This window comes from Methylotenera sp. L2L1 (assembly GCF_000744605.1).
Classification (GTDB): Bacteria; Pseudomonadota; Gammaproteobacteria; order Burkholderiales; family Methylophilaceae; genus Methylotenera.
This window is the reverse complement of sequence record NZ_JQMG01000001.1, coordinates 25361-45752: the sequence shown is the minus strand read 5'-3', so window position 1 is coordinate 45752 and position 20392 is coordinate 25361. Positions and strand designations below refer to the sequence as shown.

At 41.4% G+C, this 20392-nt stretch carries 16 protein-coding genes; 14 read left to right on the top strand and 2 right to left on the bottom strand.

The features are described 5' to 3' along the window. Positions 1 to 89: 89 nt before the first annotated feature. Positions 90 to 2300: a TonB-dependent receptor family protein gene (locus tag FG24_RS00160; RefSeq protein ID WP_235189698.1), complete on the bottom strand. Its 2211-nt coding sequence runs from the start codon at positions 2298 to 2300 to the stop codon at positions 90 to 92. Between the two features lie 528 nt (positions 2301 to 2828). Between FG24_RS00160 and FG24_RS00155 the strand changes: the two genes are divergently transcribed. The 12 genes from FG24_RS00155 to FG24_RS00100 all read left to right on the top strand — a co-directional run bounded on the left by FG24_RS00155 (position 2829) and on the right by FG24_RS00100 (position 15153). Continuing rightward, positions 2829 to 4181, top strand: a complete 1353-nt coding sequence (locus FG24_RS00155) for a sensor histidine kinase (RefSeq protein WP_036299750.1) — start codon at positions 2829 to 2831, stop codon at positions 4179 to 4181. Beyond that, positions 4181 to 4822 carry a response regulator gene (locus FG24_RS00150; RefSeq protein WP_036299747.1) on the top strand — a complete coding sequence of 214 codons (642 nt, stop codon included), beginning with the start codon at positions 4181 to 4183 and terminating at the stop codon, positions 4820 to 4822. Before FG24_RS00155 ends, FG24_RS00150 begins: the two co-directional genes overlap by 1 nt. A gap of 103 nt (positions 4823 to 4925) precedes the next feature. Next, positions 4926 to 5768 (top strand): tetratricopeptide repeat protein, encoded by an 843-nt coding sequence (locus tag FG24_RS00145; protein WP_051901374.1) that lies wholly within the window; start codon positions 4926 to 4928, stop codon positions 5766 to 5768. Between the two features lie 220 nt (positions 5769 to 5988). After that, positions 5989 to 7893: a PQQ-dependent dehydrogenase, methanol/ethanol family gene (locus FG24_RS00140; protein WP_036299744.1), complete on the top strand. Its 1905-nt coding sequence runs from the start codon at positions 5989 to 5991 to the stop codon at positions 7891 to 7893. A 248-nt stretch (positions 7894 to 8141) separates the two neighbouring features. Further along, the gene (locus FG24_RS00135; RefSeq protein ID WP_036299740.1) at positions 8142 to 9767 is read left to right on the top strand and encodes a quinoprotein dehydrogenase-associated putative ABC transporter substrate-binding protein; all 1626 of its coding nucleotides are present in this window, start codon (positions 8142 to 8144) and stop codon (positions 9765 to 9767) included. 140 nt (positions 9768 to 9907) lie between these two features. Further along, positions 9908 to 10474 (top strand): c-type cytochrome, encoded by a 567-nt coding sequence (locus tag FG24_RS00130; RefSeq protein WP_036299737.1) that lies wholly within the window; start codon positions 9908 to 9910, stop codon positions 10472 to 10474. An 8-nt stretch (positions 10475 to 10482) separates the two neighbouring features. Then, positions 10483 to 11463 carry a beta-propeller fold lactonase family protein gene (locus FG24_RS00125; protein WP_235189697.1) on the top strand — a complete coding sequence of 327 codons (981 nt, stop codon included), beginning with the start codon at positions 10483 to 10485 and terminating at the stop codon, positions 11461 to 11463. A gap of 28 nt (positions 11464 to 11491) precedes the next feature. After that, a complete protein-coding gene (locus tag FG24_RS00120) occupies positions 11492 to 11968 on the top strand; it encodes a DUF1924 domain-containing protein (RefSeq protein ID WP_235189696.1) in 477 nt (158 codons plus the stop codon). Positions 11969 to 12046: 78 nt separating this feature from the next. Further along, the gene (locus tag FG24_RS00115) at positions 12047 to 12583 is read left to right on the top strand and encodes an SRPBCC family protein (protein ID WP_036299734.1); all 537 of its coding nucleotides are present in this window, start codon (positions 12047 to 12049) and stop codon (positions 12581 to 12583) included. A 39-nt stretch (positions 12584 to 12622) separates the two neighbouring features. Further along, positions 12623 to 13168: an SRPBCC family protein gene (locus FG24_RS00110; RefSeq protein ID WP_036299727.1), complete on the top strand. Its 546-nt coding sequence runs from the start codon at positions 12623 to 12625 to the stop codon at positions 13166 to 13168. Positions 13169 to 13223: 55 nt separating this feature from the next. Further along, on the top strand, positions 13224 to 14042 hold the full coding sequence (locus FG24_RS00105; RefSeq protein ID WP_051901373.1) for a quinoprotein dehydrogenase-associated SoxYZ-like carrier: 819 nt from the start codon (positions 13224 to 13226) through the stop codon (positions 14040 to 14042). A gap of 145 nt (positions 14043 to 14187) precedes the next feature. Continuing rightward, entirely contained in the window at positions 14188 to 15153 is a 966-nt protein-coding gene (locus FG24_RS00100) for a beta-propeller fold lactonase family protein (RefSeq protein WP_036299724.1), read from the top strand. 913 nt (positions 15154 to 16066) lie between these two features. On the opposite strand, the gene FG24_RS00095 is transcribed toward FG24_RS00100, so the two are convergent. Next, complete coding sequence (locus FG24_RS00095) at positions 16067 to 16588, bottom strand: PepSY domain-containing protein (protein ID WP_036303746.1); 522 nt, start codon at positions 16586 to 16588, stop codon at positions 16067 to 16069. A 658-nt stretch (positions 16589 to 17246) separates the two neighbouring features. On the opposite strand from FG24_RS00095, the gene FG24_RS00090 reads away from it, so the two are divergent. Both FG24_RS00090 and FG24_RS00085 read left to right on the top strand, forming a co-directional pair. Further along, the gene (locus tag FG24_RS00090; RefSeq protein WP_160172166.1) at positions 17247 to 18947 is read left to right on the top strand and encodes a PglL family O-oligosaccharyltransferase; all 1701 of its coding nucleotides are present in this window, start codon (positions 17247 to 17249) and stop codon (positions 18945 to 18947) included. Between the two features lie 514 nt (positions 18948 to 19461). Next, a complete protein-coding gene (locus FG24_RS00085) occupies positions 19462 to 20355 on the top strand; it encodes a type II secretion system protein (RefSeq protein ID WP_051901372.1) in 894 nt (297 codons plus the stop codon). Positions 20356 to 20392: the final 37 nt, after the last annotated feature.

The following is a 20392-nucleotide window of genomic DNA, read 5'->3' as shown; positions in this document are numbered from 1 at the left end:
GTGAATGTTGAGCGTCTAAACTTTTAAAGGGTTTAGACGCTCATTGACAGATCGGCTGTTAATTGTATTAAGTGGCCGAATTTTTAAACTTAGAAGTCGTAACGAATCCCACCAAACACCTGACGGCCACGGCCTACAGACATACCATCTACACGGCTTGCTAAGTATTCACGGTCTGCTAAGTTATGGCCACTAGCGAAGTACGTCACTTTAGAGCCTACCGGTTTAAAGTTCACAGATGCATTAAGTAATGTGTATGCAGGAATGTTGCCAGCGAGTCCAGAAAGCGCTGCATCAACAGGACCAAGTGCTCTAGCAAACGCGTCAACTTCCTGCTGGCTGATGTATGTCACACCAACACGCGCATCCAGACCAACCGGATGTTGATAACCTAAGCTCACAGAAGCTAAATGACGAGGTGCATAGGGCAAACGTGAGCCACTTTGGATACCGCTACTTGCCACCTGACCATCTTTCTTGAATTCTGCTGTGAACGTATTGGTGTACGAGCCCAACACATAAATGTTATGCGTTGTATTGTAAATAGTACCAAAGTCGATACGGCCACCAACTTCTAAGCCAGACATGGCTGATTCACCACCATTCACAAAGTTACCCGCACCATTATTGATGACGATATCATCAAATTTAGTATGAAATAGGGTTGATGAGAAATTAACGCCTTTAAAATAGTTTGAGCGTACGCCGACTTCCCAATTGGTACTGGTTTCAGGTTTGGTTTTATCTACGACAGCTGTGTTCGCACCAGCTACACGCAAATCTCTATCTGGCCTCGGTGGTGCAAAGCCTTTATGCACACCACCAAAGACTGTGGTGTTGGCAATGCCATTCCAAGCTACACCAAAACCTGGCAATACTTCCGTTTGGTTATTGGTTGAGTTTGATTCAGGATTATTTTGGACCGCATTGCCTGCACGACGAATATCCGTTTTAATTTGGATATCCTCAACTCGCACACCAGGTGTGATTGCCCAGTCGTTTACGTGAAACGTGTTTTGCGCATAGTAAGATTTAGCTTCAACTTTGATACCTATATCTTCACGAGCCAATGAGTTGGCTTTGGCATAAGATAGGCTTTGAAAGTCTGCAGTATCCCCACGGTATTGTTGACGGCTGATATCTTCTTCATGATAACGGAAGCCAAGTACTGCATCACTGTCTATGCCAAACAAATTATGGCTTACGTCTAAACGAGGTTCAATACCCCAATAGTTATAACTTCTTGGGCGATGGCGGCCACCACATGCATTCGCCTGATCTTCAGTAAATGGCACGCCTGGTGTGTCACATCGTTCCAACACCGTGATGCCAGTCGCATTATTTGCTTCATCGTAACCACCAGGTGCATCCGTCTGGCGGAATGATGTTCGATACGAATCAGCATAGTACGCTTGGGTCGATAACTTCATTTTGTCATCAATTTGGAAAATATGCTGTAACTGTGCAGATTTACGTTCATGCTCAAAAAAGTCATTCTTGCCAGACGGTGCTTGAAACTTATCGTTGATGTAGTCTACTTCACCTAGGCCAGTTTCAGATACATTTGAGTCTTCTTTGTAGTAACCAACTTTAGCAATCAGTGTTTGACGGTCTGTGATGTTTAATTGACCCTTTAACGTGTATTCTTCTACATCAAACTCGTGATTCTCACGAATACCATCGCCTTCTTTTTTAATGGCGTCGACCATGAATCCACCTAGGTCAGTACCATAACCAACATTGGCATGTAAGCCATAAAAATCGTTATTGCCCCCCACAGCAGATACGCTACCTGCAAAACCATCTTTGGGTACTGGCTTGCTAACAAAGTTAATCATGCCACCTACTGTTTGTGGGCCATACAATACTTGGCCTGAGCCTTTAACCACCTCAATACGACCAACCCGTTCAAGCATGGGGATATAGTGCGAAGAAGGGTCGCCATAAGGCGCTAAGAATAACGGCATACCATCTTCAAGTAAAAGTGTGCGTGAAGTGCGGCGTGGATCCATACCGCGGATGCCAATGTTTTGTGCTAAACCTAATGGATCTTCATTTTGTACAACATTCACACCAGGTACGTTACCTAATGCTTCTTTAATGGAGAAAGGGCGGCTAGCCTCTAACTCTTTTTCGCTAACAATATCGAAAGAGCCTGGTACTGACTCTAATTTTTCAGGCAAAATGCCTGTGACTTCCACTTTATCTAACTTAATCGCTTCTTTATTTTCATCTGCGTAAACTGGTTGTATAAATACCAGCGGAATTAGGGAAGCTAAAACTTTCTTCTTAAACATCATAATGATAAACCTCGGATTTACATGAGAGGTTCAATTATCCCGTTAAAAAGTCATCCAAAGCCGTGAGTTAATTCACGTTGGCATATAGGAAAAAATCCCTATATTTACAGAATGTATTTTTTAAGAAGAATGGCAATAAGCTGTTAAATACATAAGTATCATTAAGTATCATATGATGATCCATATACTGAGTGACCGATTTTCGATAATTAGCATTTATCTTTATTTTTATCTTTTTAGAGATAGGCTTGTATAACTTCATACTCTAGTTAGCTTTATTAATAATTTATGAATGTATTGATTACAAAGGGATAAAATCCCAAGTTTAAAGTGGTATAACTCCCTAGGGAGTTGATTTTGTTATTGCTAAACTGGCAACCAGTTAATCTCCAAATTAGCTAGATAAGTACCTCTCTTAGCCATGCAGTTAACACTGCATGGCATTTTTTCCCCTAGGTCGGGAATTTCTCCTGTATCCGTTTTTGAAAAACTCATTAAAATGCAGTGGTAACTTAATCGTCCTCCCTCATGAATCTTAAACTCCGACTCAATTTAATCATTACAACATTGCTTTTATTGGTAATGTTGATTGGTGCATTGTTGATGATTCGAAGCGCACGGGATGATGTACGTGCGGAAGTAGAATCTACAGCGCTACTGGCTTTACATTTATTGGATGCTGAGATTCTGCATTACACCTCCGACTATGTATGGTTAAACGGAATAAATCCTAATAAAGCTTCAATATTTAGATTGCAGAGCCTGGAAAATGTACGTCATTTGCGCATTGACTTTTTTGATGCCAGAGGAAACCTTAGAGATAGTAATCGCTCTGTTGCTAAAGTAGATGAGTGGCCTGCTCCTGTATGGTTTGTGAGTGCAATGGATGCAGTTTCTGAAACGATGCCCCCTATTAAACGGCAAATATTTGCCAATGGACGAATATTAGGAGAGTTAGTAGTCACGCCTGACTCATCCTATGAGATTGCTGAAATTTGGAATGACATACTAGGCATATTAGTGCTGGTATCCATCTTTTTTGTCGTAGTAAACGCGATGATCTATTGGGCAGTTGGTCGAGCACTTCGACCAGTTAATCGTGTGCTGGTGGCATTGTCAGAATTAGAGCAAGGTAACTTAGATTCACGTTTGCCAAGTTTTACGTTGCCTGAATTGACAGGTATTAGCAGCAAATTTAACGCAATGGCAGAAACCCTACAAAATAGCATTAAAAGTAACCATCAATTAACCCAGCAAATGATTAGCCTGCAAGAGGATGAAAGGAAAAGTCTAGCTCGGGATTTGCACGATGAAGTCGGCCAGCATTTAACTGCAATTCATATTGATGCCTCAACGATTTTACATGCCAAAACTATCAATGACGCACGTGAAAGTGCAAAAGCTATTGATGTTGTCGCAAGGCAAATGATGAATATCGTACACGGTATGTTGCAACGCTTAAGACCGGGTAGTCTGGATGAGCTTGGGCTCAAGGCTGCCCTGCAAGATTTAATTGATACTTGGTTGCAAAGAAACCGTAGTATCTCTGTAGATGTCTCGCTGTTAGGTGATTTTGTCGGTGTGGATGAAACTGTAGCAATTGCAATATATCGCATTGTGCAAGAGTGTTTAACGAATATTGCACGACACTCAGAAGCGAACAAAGTGGTTGTTAGTCTTCATCGGCAATCAGATGAGCTGGTTTTAAGTGTTGAAGATAATGGTAAAGGATTTGATCCTAAATTAGTTTCATCAGGCTTTGGTGTTGCAGGTATGCGAGAGCGCGTACAAGGGTTAGGCGGTCATTTCGAACTTAACAGCCGTATTGGTTTTGGTGTGCAAATTCAAGCAAACCTGCCATTTAAAAAGAAAGTAATTTGATGAGTGTTGGTATTCGTATTGTGCTTGTTGATGACCATGCCGTCGTGCGATCTGGTTTGAGACGTTTGTTAGAGCAAAACACAGGGATGCAAGTGGTTGCAGAGGCCGATAGTGGTGAGCAGGCATATCAGTTGTATGGCGAGCACTTGCCTGATGTTTTAGTTATGGACATGTCGATGCCCGGGATGGGAGGCTTAGAGTCTTTAAGAAGAATTCTGACACGTTACCCATCGGCACGTGTCGTTATTTTTTCTATGCATGAGAATGCTGCGTTTGCATCACAGGCACTATCTGCTGGTGCGCGTTGCTATGTTGCAAAGTCTGGTGCGGCTGATGACTTGGTTCGCGCCGTTAAAGAGGCTTTTGCAGGCAGAGGCTATTTAAGTCCATCCGTTGCACAAAATATCGTATTACAGTCGATGTCCGGTGGCGAAGACCCGACACAGCGCTTATCTGCCAGAGAGTTTGAAGTTTTCCGCATGCTGGCAGAAGGCAGTAATGTTGAGGATATTGCGCTAACACTCAAAATTAGCCAGAAAACAGTGGCTAACTACCAAACTTTATTAAAGCAAAAACTTGGAATATCCAGTCCGGTGGAGTTGGTCAGATTAGCAATGCGGCATGGTGTCATCGAGACTTAGGCTAAGTTCTTTTTTGATTTGTGCCTTGAAACTATAGCCCCACATGACAAATTTTATAGATTAAATTTTTGGCAGTTACCCTAATTTTGTATAAGGACGTTATATGAATAAATCTTTTTCGTTGCGAAAATTACCCGTGTTATTGCTTTTTTTATTATCTAGCAATATGACATTTGCTGGGTTTGACGAAGGTAAAGCTGCGATGCTGAGCCATGATTACACTAAAGCCATGCAAGAATTTTTGCCATTAGCTAAAAATGGAGATGCTAAGTCGCAACACATTGTAGGCATGATGTATGACGAAGGTCAGGGCGTGAAGCAAAGTTACACAGAAGCGGCTGTTTGGTATGAAAAAGCCGGGTTGCAAGGTGATTTAGACTCTCAATACAATTTGGGGGTGATGTATGCGCAGGGGCAGGGCGTTACAAGAAATGATGAGAAAGCTGCGTCATGGTTTAACAAAGCCGCAGAAAAAGGACACGTACTCTCCCAGTTTGCCTTAGGTCGAATCTATACCATTGGCCGAGGGGTGAAGCAGGATGATAAAGTGGCAGCAAAGTGGTATCGCCAAGCTGCTGAGCAAAATCATTTTAAAGCACAGCTAGTTTATGGGCAGATATGCGCTGAGGGACGCGGTGTCCCTAAGAATGAAAAGGAAGCGGCTAAATGGACGCAAAAATCCGCAGAGCAAGGGCATATGAAAGCTCAATATGCACTCGCGAAAATGTATAGAGACGGTCGTGGCGTCACAAAAAATGCTGCACTTTCCTATGCTTTGTTTGATGTTGCAGGGCGCGATGGACATGGCGCCGCAGTGCAGGAACGTGACGCCTTGGTTAAAGCCGCGACGCCAGAGCAAATTGCGCAAGGTAAGTTACTTGCTTCTCAATGGGTAAAGGCGAGCCCTATCGTGATATCGGATGCTAACCCTTTGAAATTAAAATAATTTACATTTAATTTTATTCACTTTTAAGGTCATCTAGCGATGGCCTTTTTTTATTTTACTATCCCGGCCCATGCGGGATTTTATCCCGACCATACACAGGAACTCTTCTCATGTAGTGCAACGCATCTTTGCCTATAGTGCTAACACGTAATCAACTTGTAACTAGATGTAACACGTTGGATATGCAGTAGTTCCTAATAACCGAATCAATGGGGGATGTATGAAACAACCAAACTTTACATTACGCTCAGGTTTACTAGCTCTAGGTGCTTTGGCATTTATAGGGATGGTAGGTCAGGCGTCTGCGAATGAGGAAATCATCAAGCGCAGTAAAGATCATAATATGTGGGCAGCACCGGGTCAAAACTTGGCTTTGCATCGTCATAGCCAGCTAAAAGATATCAATACTAAAAACGTAAAAGATCTACAAATGATCTGGTCACAGTCTTCGGGTACATTACGCGGCCATGAAGGTCAGCCAGTGGTGGTGGAGCATAATGGTAAAACCATGATGTATATGGTTTCAGGTTGGCCAAATATTGTGCAAGCGCTAGATTTATCTGACCCTGATCATCCGAAACAAATTTGGAACTACACCAAAAAAACAGATCGTGATGAATCAGCCGTGCCACGTGCATGTTGCGATACGATTAACCGTGGCTTGAATTACGCAGATGGTAAAGTTGTTTTCCATACATTGGATGGCTTCTTGATTGCACTTGATGCAGCTACAGGTAAGGAAATTTGGGTCACTAAGCATGCTTTCCCAGACAAAGGTGAAACACATTCAGGCCCTGCAATGGTGGCTGAAGGTTTAGTGATTGCCGGTTTTGGTGGTGATGAGTTTGCTGCACGCGGCCGTACCGTAGCTTATGATTTAAAAACAGGTAAAGAAGTGTGGAAATGTCATAGCACTGGTTCAGATAAAGACCTTTGTTTGACACCAGAAACCAACAAAGCTAATCCACATTATGGTTTATATGGCCAAAACACTGGTTTAACTTACCCAGGCGATGAGTGGAAAATTGGTGGCGGTGCACCTTGGGCATGGTTCAGCTATGACCCAAAATTACGCATTATGTACGCAGGTACAGGTAATCCAGGTCACTGGTCTCCAGCTTACCGTTGCGGTGAAACAGGTGCAAACTTAACGCATGAAAAATGTAACACACCTGATCCAAAAACCAATGTAGGTAAATACGACAATAAATGGTCTATGACTATTATGGCGCGTAAAGTTGACACTGGTGAAATGGTTTGGGCATACCAAAAAACACCATTTGACCAATGGGATTATGACGGTGTAAACGAAAACATCTTGGTCGACAACTTAGTGGTTGACGGTAAAAAACATGATGCTTTAGTTAACTTTGACCGTAATGGTTTTGCTTATGTGTTAGATCGTAAAGACGGTACATTGTTGCGAGCAAACAAATTTGTGACTGTAAACTGGGCTGAAAAGGTTGACTTGAAATCAGGTCGCCCTGTTAAAGTTAAAGAGCACTCACCATTTGACCGTGATGTAAACACGCAAGCTTGTCCATCTGCAATGGGTGGTAAAGATCAGCAACCAGCGGCGGTTGATCCAAAAGAACCAAACGTGTTCTATGTGCCAACTAATAACTGGTGTATGGAAGATGAACCACAAGAACGTACACATACACAACAAGGTACCGTTTATGTATTTGCTAACGTGTATATGTACCCAGAAAAACCAGGTGTGACTGGTAAGTTGAAAAAATTCGACGTAGTGACTGGTAAAACAATCTGGGAAGTATCAGACCCATATCCAAACTGGAGTGGTGTGTTAGTGACTGATGGTGGCTTGGCATTCTACGGTTCATTGGGCGGTGATTTCCGTGCGGTTGATCGTAAATCAGGCAAAGTGTTATGGCAACGTAAATTGGCATCAGGCATTATCGGTAACCCAATCACATACAAAGTAAAAGGCAAACAATACGTGTCTGTATGGACAGGTATCGGTGGCTGGATTGGTCTACCTGTCACTGCAGGACTAGATATGGATGACAAATACGGTGCAATTGGTGCGACAGCGATGGCTAAAGCAACTGGTCTTGATAAGGTTCCTCAAGGCGGCACATTGTTCACTTTCCGTATTGACTAATGCGCAGTTAAGCAGAAGTTGATCTAAATAAATCAGTAGGTAGTGCTTAAGCATTGCCTGCTGATTTTTTCATTTATCAATTACATCGTATTAATTACATATTAAGTGCTACGTAGGTTTATTTGTAATGAGCGTGACGTTATGTTTATTACAAACAAACTTGCACAGACAAGTGGTTTTTATCACCAATATCATCGTCAAAATTTTAGCAATATCTTCCAACAATTTTATATAGAGGTTCTCAAGCAATGTTAAAGCATTTCGCGCCTAAGAAAGTCATCCCAATGATTACGTTGTTAACCCTTGGCATGGCCTCAAGTTCTACAGTATTAGCTAACAATGACAGTATTCTAAGGGTGTGCGCAGACCCAGGTAACATGCCAATATCCAATGATAGGGGCGAAGGCTTTTCTAACAAAATAGCGAAAGTGATTGCAGAAGGCATGGGGAAAAGTGTCACTTATTTTTATCGACCTTACTTAAACCGAGGCCTAACCCGTCAAACTTTTGATAACAACGAGTGCGATATTTTGATGGATATGACGCCAGACGATGAGCGTATGTTAACCACTAAACCACTTTATAAAAGTACCTTTGTACTGGCGTACAGAAGCGATAAAGGAATAGATATTCAAGACCTATCAGATCCTAAGTTATTAAATGATTACAAAGTAGGCGTATTCCAGCACTCTGCAATTCGCACCGTGTTGCAGGAGCATGGCATTAATCGAGCAAATACGATTGTACGCACCATTGCACACGATGCTGACTTAAGGCCAGAAAGACAGCCCCATATGGATGTGCAGTTGATGCTCGATGGTAAATTTGATGTGGCTGCGATATGGGGCCCAATGGCTGGTTGGTACAAAACCATTAAAAAAGAGCCAATCACAATTCTACCGCTTAATCGCCTGGAAGATAAGACACCTATGGAGTTCCCACTGGCGATTGGTATGCGTAAAAATGCTAAAGAATTAAAAACACAAATTGAATCAGTCATGATCAAAGAGAAAGATAAAATCAGGCAGATATTTGATGAGTACGGTGTTCCATTAGTCCTGTGTAATGAATGTGTGATTTCAGGTGATATTCCATCACATGGCCCATATCAGGCATTGGTAAGAAAAGCTTATGTTCCTAAAAGTTCTGACATTTCAACGTTGCCATCACTAGTAGATGAAGCGTTAAAGCAGGGTTCTAGCTTAGATCAAGAGCTTCATAACGCTACGATTGCACGCGATGCAACTAGGGTTGAGTATTTATTAAAGCTTGGTGCAAAAGTTAATGCTAGAGATAATGAAGGTAAAACCCCTTTAATGGTAGCCATAGCGAGCGAGGATATTAGTTTAATCAGTGGTTTACTCGCTTATGGCGCAGATCCAAATGCACAGGATCACGATAATTGGACCGCTGGTATGCATGCTGTGCGTTCAAACGAGCCAAAAATATTTCGCTTAATGGGTCAATATAAAGCCAACTATAACTTAGTGAATAGTGATGAGATGACTGCATTAGCAATGGCGGTCATGGATAACAAAGCCAATGCAGCAGTGGCCATGCTAGACAATGGTGCAAAACCTGATTTTGCAATGGGGGCGGCTAAGTACAATGCATTGATGCTAGCAGTTAAAAAAGGCAATCAGCAAATGGCGCAAACCTTGTTGCAATATAAAGCTAACCCAAATGCTAAAAATACAGGCGGATTAACACCTCTGATGATTGCGGCATTTTCAAATCACGAGATGATTGTGTCGTTGCTATTAAAAGCAGGGGCTAATCCTAACCTTAAAGATGACCATGGAAAAACCGCGCTCATGCTTGCTAAAGAAAACGGTGCTGATAAAGCCATCGTGCAGTTAGAGGGCTCAATTTAAAACGGTAGTGATTAGGCGTAAGGATTAAATCCCAGTGCTTATTAGGATTTAGTCCGTAAATGAAAATTACATATTCATCGTTAAATGGCATGTTAGCCGCCAGAACATTTTGAAGTAGATTATTTTTTGAAAGGTAGTATATGAAGTTGCATCATTTATTGTTGATTCTAACCCTCAGTTTTAGCCTGTTATCAGTCACTGCCAACGCAGCAGATGAGCCTGTGGCAGCCGAGCCTGCAGTTGGTGCTGATGGCTTTGCGATTCCTCAGCAGAAGAAAAAGTTAGGTGATGCACCACCTCCGCCGGCAGATGCAATGTCTCCACTAGAGCGCGTTAAAATCACGCCGATTGGCGAATTAAAAAACCCATACAAAGATAATGCTGACATGGTGAAGTGGGGTCAAAAGCGCTATATGGGAAACAGTTGTAATGGCTGTCATGGCGGTACAGGTGGTGGCGGTATGTGCCCACCAATCTCAAACGAAACCTGGGTGTATGGTAGTGATGATGACACCTTGTTTCGCCTCATTGCATTAGGTAGTGATGAGTACATGAAGCAAACAGGAAAAACACGTAAAGGACGTGAAAACGTTGTTGGTCCAATGCCAGCATTTGGCGGCATTATCAAAACAGATGATGAGGTGTGGAGAATCGTCACTTTCTTACGCTCTATCTATCGTGGCGATCCATCAAGAGCTGATTGGTAATTCAATACATGCCAGTTTATAGGGTGCTAATTAAAAGTCTGCCAGTCATCACTGGCGGTCTTTTCTTATTTGTCATGAATACGGTAGATGCAGAACCTCGCGCTTATATTACTAATCAGGGCGAGAATTCAGTTTCTGTCATATCACTGACAACAAATCAGGTAATTTCAACAATTGTTACAGCTAAAGCACCTGTCGGTGTTGCGATTGATGACATCGACCATAAGCTTTATGTGTCAAATGTTGAAGGTCGCTCTATTTCTGTCATCGACATGAAAACTAATTTAGTCATGAGTGAGATAAAACTTAAGATTGCCCCGGTTGGCATCACCTTAAGCAAAAGTGGCGGCCAACTTTTTGTTGCAGATTGGTTTCATGATCAAGTGCTTGTGTTCGATACTGCCACGCTTAAACAAACAGGTGAAGTTGCCATAGGCAAAGCACCATCTGGCATGGTTGTTAGTAGCGAAGGCGCAACTTTGTATGTTGCAAACCGTGATAGTGATGATGTTGGTGTGATAGATATTCGCAGTAAAAAACTTGTGAGCAAAATTTCAGTAGGTAAACATCCATTTGGTGTTGCACTAGGTGGTGATGGCAAAACGCTTTATGTCGTGAATGTTGAGAGCAACTCAGTCAGCATGATTGATACCAGGAGCGACGTAGTGATCGCAACAATTCCAGTAGGCGAACATCCTTATTGCGTGACTACCAATACGGATGGCACTCGAGCTTATGTCACTAATACAGGCGCTGACACCGTTTCCGTGATTGATACAGTGTCTAAAAAAGTCATTGCCACCATCTCTGTCGATGGCTTTCCAGAAGGCATTGCGTTTGATGCAAAGAGTAGCCGTGTGTATGTTGCAAGCTGGATGGATAACGCGGTCTCTGTCATTGATGCAAAAACCAACAAGAAAATAAGCTCAATCCCCACAGGCTCACAAAGCCGATCTTTTGGTCAGTTTATTGGCAACATTACCAATTAATCATATTTTTAAAATCAAGGAGCACTCTATGCAGTTAAGCCATTCTATGAAATCAAGACATTACTTGCTAGCAGCGCTATTAGCTGTATTTTCTGTAAGCGCATCTGCTGATGTCGCTACTGCACAAAAATTAGCAGATAAATACGCAGTTATGGCTAAAGCCACTGACCATGCCTACACAGGCCCATCGGCTGAGGACGGTAAAGAATTTTTCAATCGTGAGGTGATTCAGTTCAAGGGTGATGTGAACACACCGGGTAAAGCAATTGCATGTGCGTCATGCCATACCGCCAATCCAGCCGATGCTGGTAAGCACATTGTGACGGGCAAGCAGATCAAACCATTATCACCGCATGCTAATAAAAAGCGTTTCCAATCAACGCGTGAGGTAGAGAAAAACTTTACTAAACATTGTAATGAAGTAGTAGGCAGTGATTGTTCACCACAAGAGAAAGCTAACTATATTGCCTACTTGTTAACCGAAAAAACACCGAGCAAAAAGTAATACGAAATTAATACTTTTGCACCATCTGGCAGATATCTCTGCTTTTTATATTGATGTTTTATTTTAAAGGAAAAAAATATGAAATATTTATTAGCTTTATTAGCAATCTGTACTATTCCATTAACAGCTAATGCTGCCAATGCGCCAAGTCAGCAAAAAGTGATTCGTGAAGTAGTGATTAAAGCCAGCCCAGAAGAAGTCTGGAATTTAGTAAAAGATTTTGGCGCTATCCATCAATGGCATCCAGCCGTTGCAGAAACCAAGCTAGAGACACGTAAAGATGAAGCTGGTGCAGATGCACAACATCGATTACTCACCTTAAATGGCGGCGGCACATTGCTAGAAAAATTAATTGGGGTGACAGATAGCACGATGAAAGTTGAATACCGCATTGTAGAAGGTGTACTGCCTGTCAGTGGTTATCGTGCAATTATGCAAGTAAAAGCTGGCCCTAATGCTGATGAAGCAACCGTCACATGGACAGGTCGTTTTTATAATAAAGCTAACAAAGTGGATGCGCCAGCGGGTGAAGATAACGCGACAGCAGTAAAAGCCATCGAAGGTGTTTATGACTCTGGCTTGCAAAACCTAAAAAAAGTAGTTGAGGCTCAGTAGTCACTCACTGAGTGTTGTAGATTAGTTAAGGATATATAAATGAAAAAGTTTTTGTTGTTATTTGCAGGTTTGTGCTTAATGCCAATCAGCGCTTTTGCGCATGGACCAAGCCCGCAAAAAGTAGTGAAAGAGATTGTCATAAAAGCAGAGCCGGCAAAGGTATGGGCTTTAGTCAAAGACTTTGGTGCAATTGGAAAATGGCATCCTGACGTTGTTAGCGTTAAAACTGATACAAGACCAGACGTTGAAACAGGTGCTGAATTGTTGCATCGTGAAGTGGTGCTAAAAAACGGCAACGGTTTTGTAGAAAAATTGCGTGAGGCGAATGATGCCGGCATGAAGGTTGATTACAAAATGCTAGAAGTAAAAGAAAGTACGATACCAGTAAGTAATTATCGCACTGTGATGCAAGTAAAAGCTGGTGCAACCCCACAAGAATCATTGCTGACCATTACTGCACGTTTTTACAACAAAGCCAACAGCATGGAAGCGCCGCCAGGATTAGATAATCCAACAGCAAATAAAGCAATTAACGAGCTTTATGATGCTGCCATGGTCGGTCTGAAAAAATCGCTAGAAAATTAGGTGTAGAAAGCTAATTTTAAATATCAAGTACTATCAACCGACATGGCTGATTAAAATGGTAGTCAAATATATCAAAGCGCTAATTTGCACAGGAGTGCTATGTTGGCTTGTGTTGTTGCCTAGTGCTGTCCATGCAGAGTTGTCAGTTCAAAACTGGCCGATGATTAAAGAACGATTTTTTAATCATCGGCCAATTAACCCCACCCCTCTAATACAAGTGATTGCGCCATTAGGCGCTGAAAATTCTGCACAAGTGCCAGTGACGCTTAAGGTCAGTAACCAACTGCAAGACCCCATCAAAAGTATTTATTTATTCGTAGATGCCAACCCAGTGCCAATGGTCGCGCATTATCAATTTCCCCTTAGTTTTAATGCATTAGAACTCAGTACCAGAATACGCATGGAGAATGATTCGCATATTCGTGCTATTGCAGAAACTGAGAGCGGTGCGCTTCTCATGGCAACGGCTACAGTGAATGCAGGTGGTGGTTGTGCTGGCACTATTGCTGAAGATGAAAGTATCGTCAGGGAAAACGCAGGGAAAGTTAAATTCCAAATAAATCCGCCATACAAAATGCATGAAACAGCCGCTGCTACCTTACAAATCAAACATCCCATGTACACAGGCTTGCAATTAGATGCCAAAACTCAGCAATTAAAACCAGCGTTTTATATAGAGCATGCAGACATCATATTTGAGAAATATAGCATCATGCAGATTGATTTTAACGTGGGTACCGCTGAGAACCCACATTTAGCTTTTAAGTTTGATTTGCCAAAAACACATCATCAAACCAGTGTGAATAATGTGCACATAAAATTATCAGATAATGAGCGCCGCGTATTTATCCATACGATTAACTTAAAACCTTAAGCTAACTTAAAGTCTTGATCGGGAATAAATCCCGATGCTATTCGGGAGTTTTGGAATATGGCATATGCTCAGCGCAAACTAAAATCGTAATTACTGTAATACGTGCGATCACGTTACTACAAGCTCAACTTATTAAAGGTAAATTATGATTAAGTTAATATCAGCACCAAGTCTTTTACTCGTTACATTAAGCAGCATTGCCCAAATGGCGATTGCATCTCCATTAGCCTATGTACCTAACGAGAAGGACGGCAATGTTTCTGTGATAGACACTCAATCAGATAAAGTGTTGTACAACCTACCTGCCGAAGGGAAGTTGGGCAATAAAATTCAGGCAGTTGCCATGGATCCAGCAGGACAAAAACTCTATGTCGTTGTGCGTGACGATAATGCTGTTGCCATGATTGATTTAATCTCTAAGAAAGAGCAATTGCGCATCCAAGTAGGTGATGAGCCTGAAGGCATCAGCGTCTCGCCAGATGGTAAAACACTAGCTGCATGTTTAGAAGAAGAAAATGCAGTTTCTTTTGTTGATTTAACCACCTTTAAATTAACGCATACAGCAAAAACGCAAGGTAAAAACCCTGAGCACTGTGTATATTCACCAGATGGTAAATGGTTACTAGCTAGTAATGAAAAAAGCGGTGATGTTGATGTGATTGATACTGCCAAACATGCTTCAGTCGCTTTGATTAAATCTACCAAGCACCCACGTGGTATCGGTTTCTCACCAGATAGTAAATTGGCGTATATTGCTAATGAGGCTGCCAATCTTTTAGAAGTTGTGAATGTGGCAGACTGGAAAGTGATAAAAAAAATACCAGTGGGTTTACGTTCAAATGGCGTAAAGGTGAGTGCTGATGGCAGCCGTGTTTACGTGAGTAACGGTGGCGATGGTAATGTAAGCGTGATTGATGCTCAAAAACAAAAGGTAATTGCAACCATTCCAGTAGGTAAACGTCCTTGGAACATGGCGATGACCCCAGACGGTAAAAAGCTATATGTAGCCAATGGTCGTAGCAACAGTGTTTCAGTGATTGATACCGATAAAAACAAACTTATTAAAGACATTGCTGTTGGACAGTTGCCTTGGGGTGTGGTGATTCACTAATCACATATTTTTTTATTAGAAAGCCCTTTTTATCTCACACAATGGTGCCGACTTTAATGCACTCTGCAAATCAATATATATTGATGGTGAATATTCTTTAGATTACCCATCATAATATTGATTATCATAAAAAAAAGCCCGGGGCGTAAACGCCTCGGGCTAACTCGCAATCAACACATCAAATTTCAATCTGAATTGGTATTACCTAGATTCGCATTACTTGAAATTGGCATTACTCAAAGTAACATGGTATCAAATACCTTAGCGCTATGGTTGGGCGGGAAGGTAACTGAACATGCTGATATCTTTACAATACTTTGCATGGCCTAGGTCCAGCACCCTCCCATAACGCATAGTTACGCTAAGTTCTAATAATGCAAAAGCTATGCCAAAGAGAGGTTTTTGTTTAACCCTTTGATTATTATTTAATTTTTGTAGCTTTAGTTTTTGATTGTTAGTAGATTTGGTTGCTATTAAAGAACCACTTGGTTGTTTACAACCAGTTTTGATGATAAAAACTTAGCTAATCTTTGGTAAGCTTCAATGCTTCTTAAATGGCTCTTCAATAATGGAGGGCTGAGACCTTTCGCAACTTCCGTTCGTCCTGAGCTTGTCGAAGGATTAACCAATTAACATATTGATTGGTAGCCGGAAATTCTTAGGCAGTACGCTCGTCAGAATAATCTGCGCTAGCTGATATATTAACTGTGAATATGCCAGATAGTGATCTAGCGCGAGTGGGTGAATAGTTGGTTATGCGCGCGTTGTGATAAGGTCTTTGTAGTCAAGTGATTAGATCAATAGCGCAATTCGCATTGCGTATAGGCTTGCGCTGTGTGCTGCGTCGCTTGATTCGAATGTAAAAAAGCCCTCGTTACGAGGGCTTTTTATTGAAATAAACGATGACAGAGGTTTATTCTTTACCGATTTGATATAGCTCTTTGCTACTTTCAACGATTTTACCGCTGGTTGCATCTACTTCAACCTTCATTTCACCATCTTTAGTTTTGATGTCGAATTCATATGAAGCAGCGCCATCAGGTTCAATTTCATATTCTGTTTCAACTACTTCACCTGGAAATGCAGCAAGTGCTGTTTTCTTAGCATCAGCTTCTGAAATTTTAACTTTAGCCTTAAATGCTGCAGCGTCTGCGTTAGCCACTTCTTCTTCAACTTCAGTAATTTTACCAGTTTTGCTGTTGCACTCAACATCCCATGCTTTACCGTCGGCTGTTTCAATATCAAATTCATAAACAGGTACTTTGTCTTCAAGTTTGTATTCAACCTTAACGACATTACCAGCTTTTGCAGCCAGTGCAGCGCTTAAGCACTTTTCAACACCAACTTTTGATTTAGGGAAAATGGTCTCTGCCGCTTGAGCGTTGGTTGCAGCAAATGCGCCAACAATAATAGATAACATTGCGAGTTTTTTCATTTTTACTTCCTTTCTAAGATGACCACTGATTTTGGCAACCAATTTAGCCACCTGCCTAGGCACAGGCGTGCGCATTATAGCATTTTTAAAAATTATTCTAAATTCAGAGTGTGGGGTTTAGAGTAATTTTGGTTTAAATCAGCCCTATATTTGGTTGATAACAACCAAATTATACATAATTCAACTGTAAGTATTGATGGTGCTGATATTTATGTTATTGATTTTTAATAACTATTAAATATATTGATTGTTATGGCATAAATAGTGCTGGCTATGAGCAAATCAAATTTTTTGGTTGATGCGCAATGAGAGAGATGGTTAAGAAAAGCGTGGTCTAGATTTGCTTCAATCCAATGTTGCTTCAATCTAGATTTTCTTCAATGAAGGTGAGCGTTATACAGCATCACTTTAACCATCTTGCTGATGGGTGATGGTCAAATTGTGTTTGCGTAACATTAACTGGTTAGCATGGTTTGACTTAATCACCCTATCTTTTTGCATCAACTCGTATCAATTTGGTTGCAAAGCACGCAAATAATATTTCAATATTATTTGCGACTAAAATCACTCGATACTCCTTCGGATTTTTATGATAAATAAGTATTTCCAGTCTTATAGGCTTCCTGATCTAAGTTTATTGTTTATAGCACTTATGTGTGTGGTACCTTTTTTAATCCCCCATCATCGATTCCCACTGACCACTTTTTACGGTGAGTGGTCAGCTGCTGTCTTAGGGTTATTAGCTTCAATCTTGCTGTTACGTCCAATCACTTGGCAATCATTTAGGTTGCCTGTAGTGGCTTTAGTGCCGTTGGGTTTAATGGCTATATTTGCAATACAAGTGCCATTGGGTTTGGTTAATTATTGGCAGCAGAACTTTTTACTAGGCTTGTATTTGCTTTGGGCTGTGCTGTTGATTGCGCTTGGTGCTGAGATTAAGCGTGAGTTTGGGATGCCAAAGGTTGTATCTGTACTGGCTTGGGCGGTTTTTATCGGTGGGTTGCTTAATATACTGATAGTGGTTTTGCAGGTTGCTGGTGTTGAGCTGTCAAATGTGATTGTTCCACATAACCAGGCTGGAAATGGCGCTAACCTTAGTCAGGTAAATCATCTTGCCAACTATTTGGCACTGGCGCTTGGTTCGCTTATTTATTTAGGGATTACGGAAAAAATTAAACCAAAGTTTGCGGTGGTATTCGCAATATTATTGTTGTTCCCAATTGCGATGACTGGCCAGCGTATGGGCTGGCTATATGTGCTTATCCTTTCTATTGGTGGTTGGTGGGCTATTAGAAAGTTTAGTAAAAATAAAACGTATCTGCGTCCGTGGTTGTTACTTTTACTGGTACCTGCATTTGTGGGTGTGCAGTTAATTGTCCCCATGTTGCCTATTTCAGGGCTGCCTGCCATGCCTACCGAAAAAGTAGTAGTTGGTATGCAAGGCTCCTCTATTCGTTTGGAATTAATTACTGAGGCTTGGCAAGTGTTCTTGCAGCAGCCATTGCTGGGTATTGGCTTCGCGCAATTTGGATGGCAAGACTTTCTGTTAGCAGAGTCTTTTGACCAACACATGGGTTGGTATCACCATACACATAACATCGTGATTAATGTAATGGTTGAAGCTGGTGTGATTGGCGCTGTATTGATGCTGTCTGGATTCATTTATTTTGTGGTGAATGCATGGCGTAATCCACTCACGCCAGAGCGATTTTGGGTATATGTGTTGCTTGCCGTATTAGCCATTCATAGCTCGTTAGAGTATCCACTTTGGTATGCTTATTTTCTTGGTATTGCTGCAATTGCCTTAGGCTTGGGTGATGAAAAGTTTATAGAATGGAAGATGGAGCTTGGGCCAATTGCAATAGGGTCGCTCATTTTGTTTGGTGCAATTAGTTTGGTGAATATTGGCATGCACTATTACAAACTAGAAGATTGGTTTACGCGTGGCCAAGCTAAACAGGTTAAGCCTGCAGATGTAGACCGAATGCTGGATGAAATGTTGGTGATTCGCAACAAATCTCTATTGGCGCCGCATATCGATTTTGTGGTGCTAAGAATACTCCCTAATGTGAGCGAAATACTGCCGCATAAGCTTGCGATTAGTGCGCAAGTAGTTAAGTTTATTCCCGGAGATAAAGAGGTTTATCAGCACGCAACTTTGCTTGCCATGAGTGGGCAATTACCAGCAGCCCAACAGCAGTTGAAGCTTGCGTTGATACGATATCCGCAGTATGCCAATGAATATGCCGTGCAATTATTAAGGCAGGGTGATGCACGCACTATGCCTTTAATTGCTTCGGTCCTGCAAAACGCTGGCAAACTGAAAAGACAGGCGCTAGCCGACAAGAAATCCAGCTAACAACCATCAACTAACAATAAATTCTTATTAAGTATGTAAGTAAGTAAATCTATTAGCTTAGTGGTGGTGTAGAAAATAATTGGGTGTAAATAAGTAAGGTGGTGGTTGTTAACAACCACCACTATTCATAATAACCACCAATTATCCTAATAATCGTTGTGATGTTTTCTGAATATATTTCAGGAATTACTCATAATTTACATATAGTTACAATTTGTTTCAATTTGTTGGCATATTCGTTGCTTATATAGCTTGGCACACAAGGGGTATGCGCTGGGAGCCAGGCCAGCCGTGTGTCGGGACTGCCTGTTCCTCCCGCCCTTAATCATTGGTTGCTGTATATACAAAGCAGCTATTGATTGAGTCAGGTTTTGTTTAGTTGAAAAAAGCGTTAGTTAAAAAGCTAGGTTTAAGTGATCACTTGAATACAGCATGGGGAGTAACGTGAAGTTTTTAATTAAATTAAGTAAATAAAAATTTTTTAAAATTAAATTTCAAAACCAAGGAGTTTTAAATGTTTATGTTGAAATCAAAACAACAAGGTTTCACCTTGCTTGAGTTGCTGGTGGTGATTACTTTACTGGCTGTATTAGCTGTTGGCGCTTTAGTAGCGTATGAAGATGTGGGCGACAATGCTGAAGCGGCAGCGGCTGCTAATGCAAACGTGACATTAGATAGTGCGATTCGTACATACCGTGCAGTTGAGAAGGTTTATCCAAACCAGTGGGACGTGCTTGCAGTTACAGCAACTTCTGGTATCAGTACATTACCAACAGCAGCTCTAGATATTTTCGGCGGTGTAACTTTATCAGCTTCAAACTCAGCAGCAGTTGCAAACTCATTAATAGCAGCTGGTATTGATGAGTTACAACAAATCACAGGTACAAACCCAAATCCTGTAGCACCAAATCGTCAACATAATGAGAGCGTTAACATTGGTTTTGCACAAGAGTTGGATTTGGAAGACATGATAGCTGCTGGTGATCAGCTAACTGTATCTATTGTTCCATCTGCTGGTAATAATGGCACTGGTTGTGCATTTGCTGGTGATAACTTGAACGTAGCTTTCTCAGGAGCATTATCTGCTTCCTCAGCTAATACAATTCAAAATAAATTTAATGACTCTTTAGAGGCTGATGAATGTCATTTAGTGCTAGCTCTGGGTTTTGGTAGTGATGCTGCTGCAAGTACATCAAGCTCTAAAGTAGCCATTTCACAAGCGCCTACTTACACCAAAGTTAATAGCGTAAATCCTGCAGTGAACTATGCACGATATATCGGCCTATTCCAAGTTGCGGCTGATGATACAGGTAATGTCACTGGTCCTGCTCTAGAAAAAGCTCGCTTACTTGCTGTAATTACACCAGACGGTAAAGTAATTGATGATGCTATCGCTGATGCACAATAAGATTTCTAAAGTATCTTAATGCAATAAAGCTTGGCAG

Coding starts and splice junctions, on each gene's coding strand:
- FG24_RS00160 (WP_235189698.1), bottom strand. CDS start 2,300: ATGATGTTTAAGAAGAAAGTTTTAGCTTCCCTAATTCCGCTGGTATTT.
- FG24_RS00155 (WP_036299750.1), top strand. CDS start 2,829: ATGAATCTTAAACTCCGACTCAATTTAATCATTACAACATTGCTTTTA.
- FG24_RS00150 (WP_036299747.1), top strand. CDS start 4,181: ATGAGTGTTGGTATTCGTATTGTGCTTGTTGATGACCATGCCGTCGTG.
- FG24_RS00145 (WP_051901374.1), top strand. CDS start 4,926: ATGAATAAATCTTTTTCGTTGCGAAAATTACCCGTGTTATTGCTTTTT.
- FG24_RS00140 (WP_036299744.1), top strand. CDS start 5,989: ATGAAACAACCAAACTTTACATTACGCTCAGGTTTACTAGCTCTAGGT.
- FG24_RS00135 (WP_036299740.1), top strand. CDS start 8,142: ATGTTAAAGCATTTCGCGCCTAAGAAAGTCATCCCAATGATTACGTTG.
- FG24_RS00130 (WP_036299737.1), top strand. CDS start 9,908: ATGAAGTTGCATCATTTATTGTTGATTCTAACCCTCAGTTTTAGCCTG.
- FG24_RS00125 (WP_235189697.1), top strand. CDS start 10,483: ATGCCAGTTTATAGGGTGCTAATTAAAAGTCTGCCAGTCATCACTGGC.
- FG24_RS00120 (WP_235189696.1), top strand. CDS start 11,492: ATGCAGTTAAGCCATTCTATGAAATCAAGACATTACTTGCTAGCAGCG.
- FG24_RS00115 (WP_036299734.1), top strand. CDS start 12,047: ATGAAATATTTATTAGCTTTATTAGCAATCTGTACTATTCCATTAACA.
- FG24_RS00110 (WP_036299727.1), top strand. CDS start 12,623: ATGAAAAAGTTTTTGTTGTTATTTGCAGGTTTGTGCTTAATGCCAATC.
- FG24_RS00105 (WP_051901373.1), top strand. CDS start 13,224: ATGGTAGTCAAATATATCAAAGCGCTAATTTGCACAGGAGTGCTATGT.
- FG24_RS00100 (WP_036299724.1), top strand. CDS start 14,188: ATGATTAAGTTAATATCAGCACCAAGTCTTTTACTCGTTACATTAAGC.
- FG24_RS00095 (WP_036303746.1), bottom strand. CDS start 16,588: ATGAAAAAACTCGCAATGTTATCTATTATTGTTGGCGCATTTGCTGCA.
- FG24_RS00085 (WP_051901372.1), top strand. CDS start 19,462: ATGTTTATGTTGAAATCAAAACAACAAGGTTTCACCTTGCTTGAGTTG.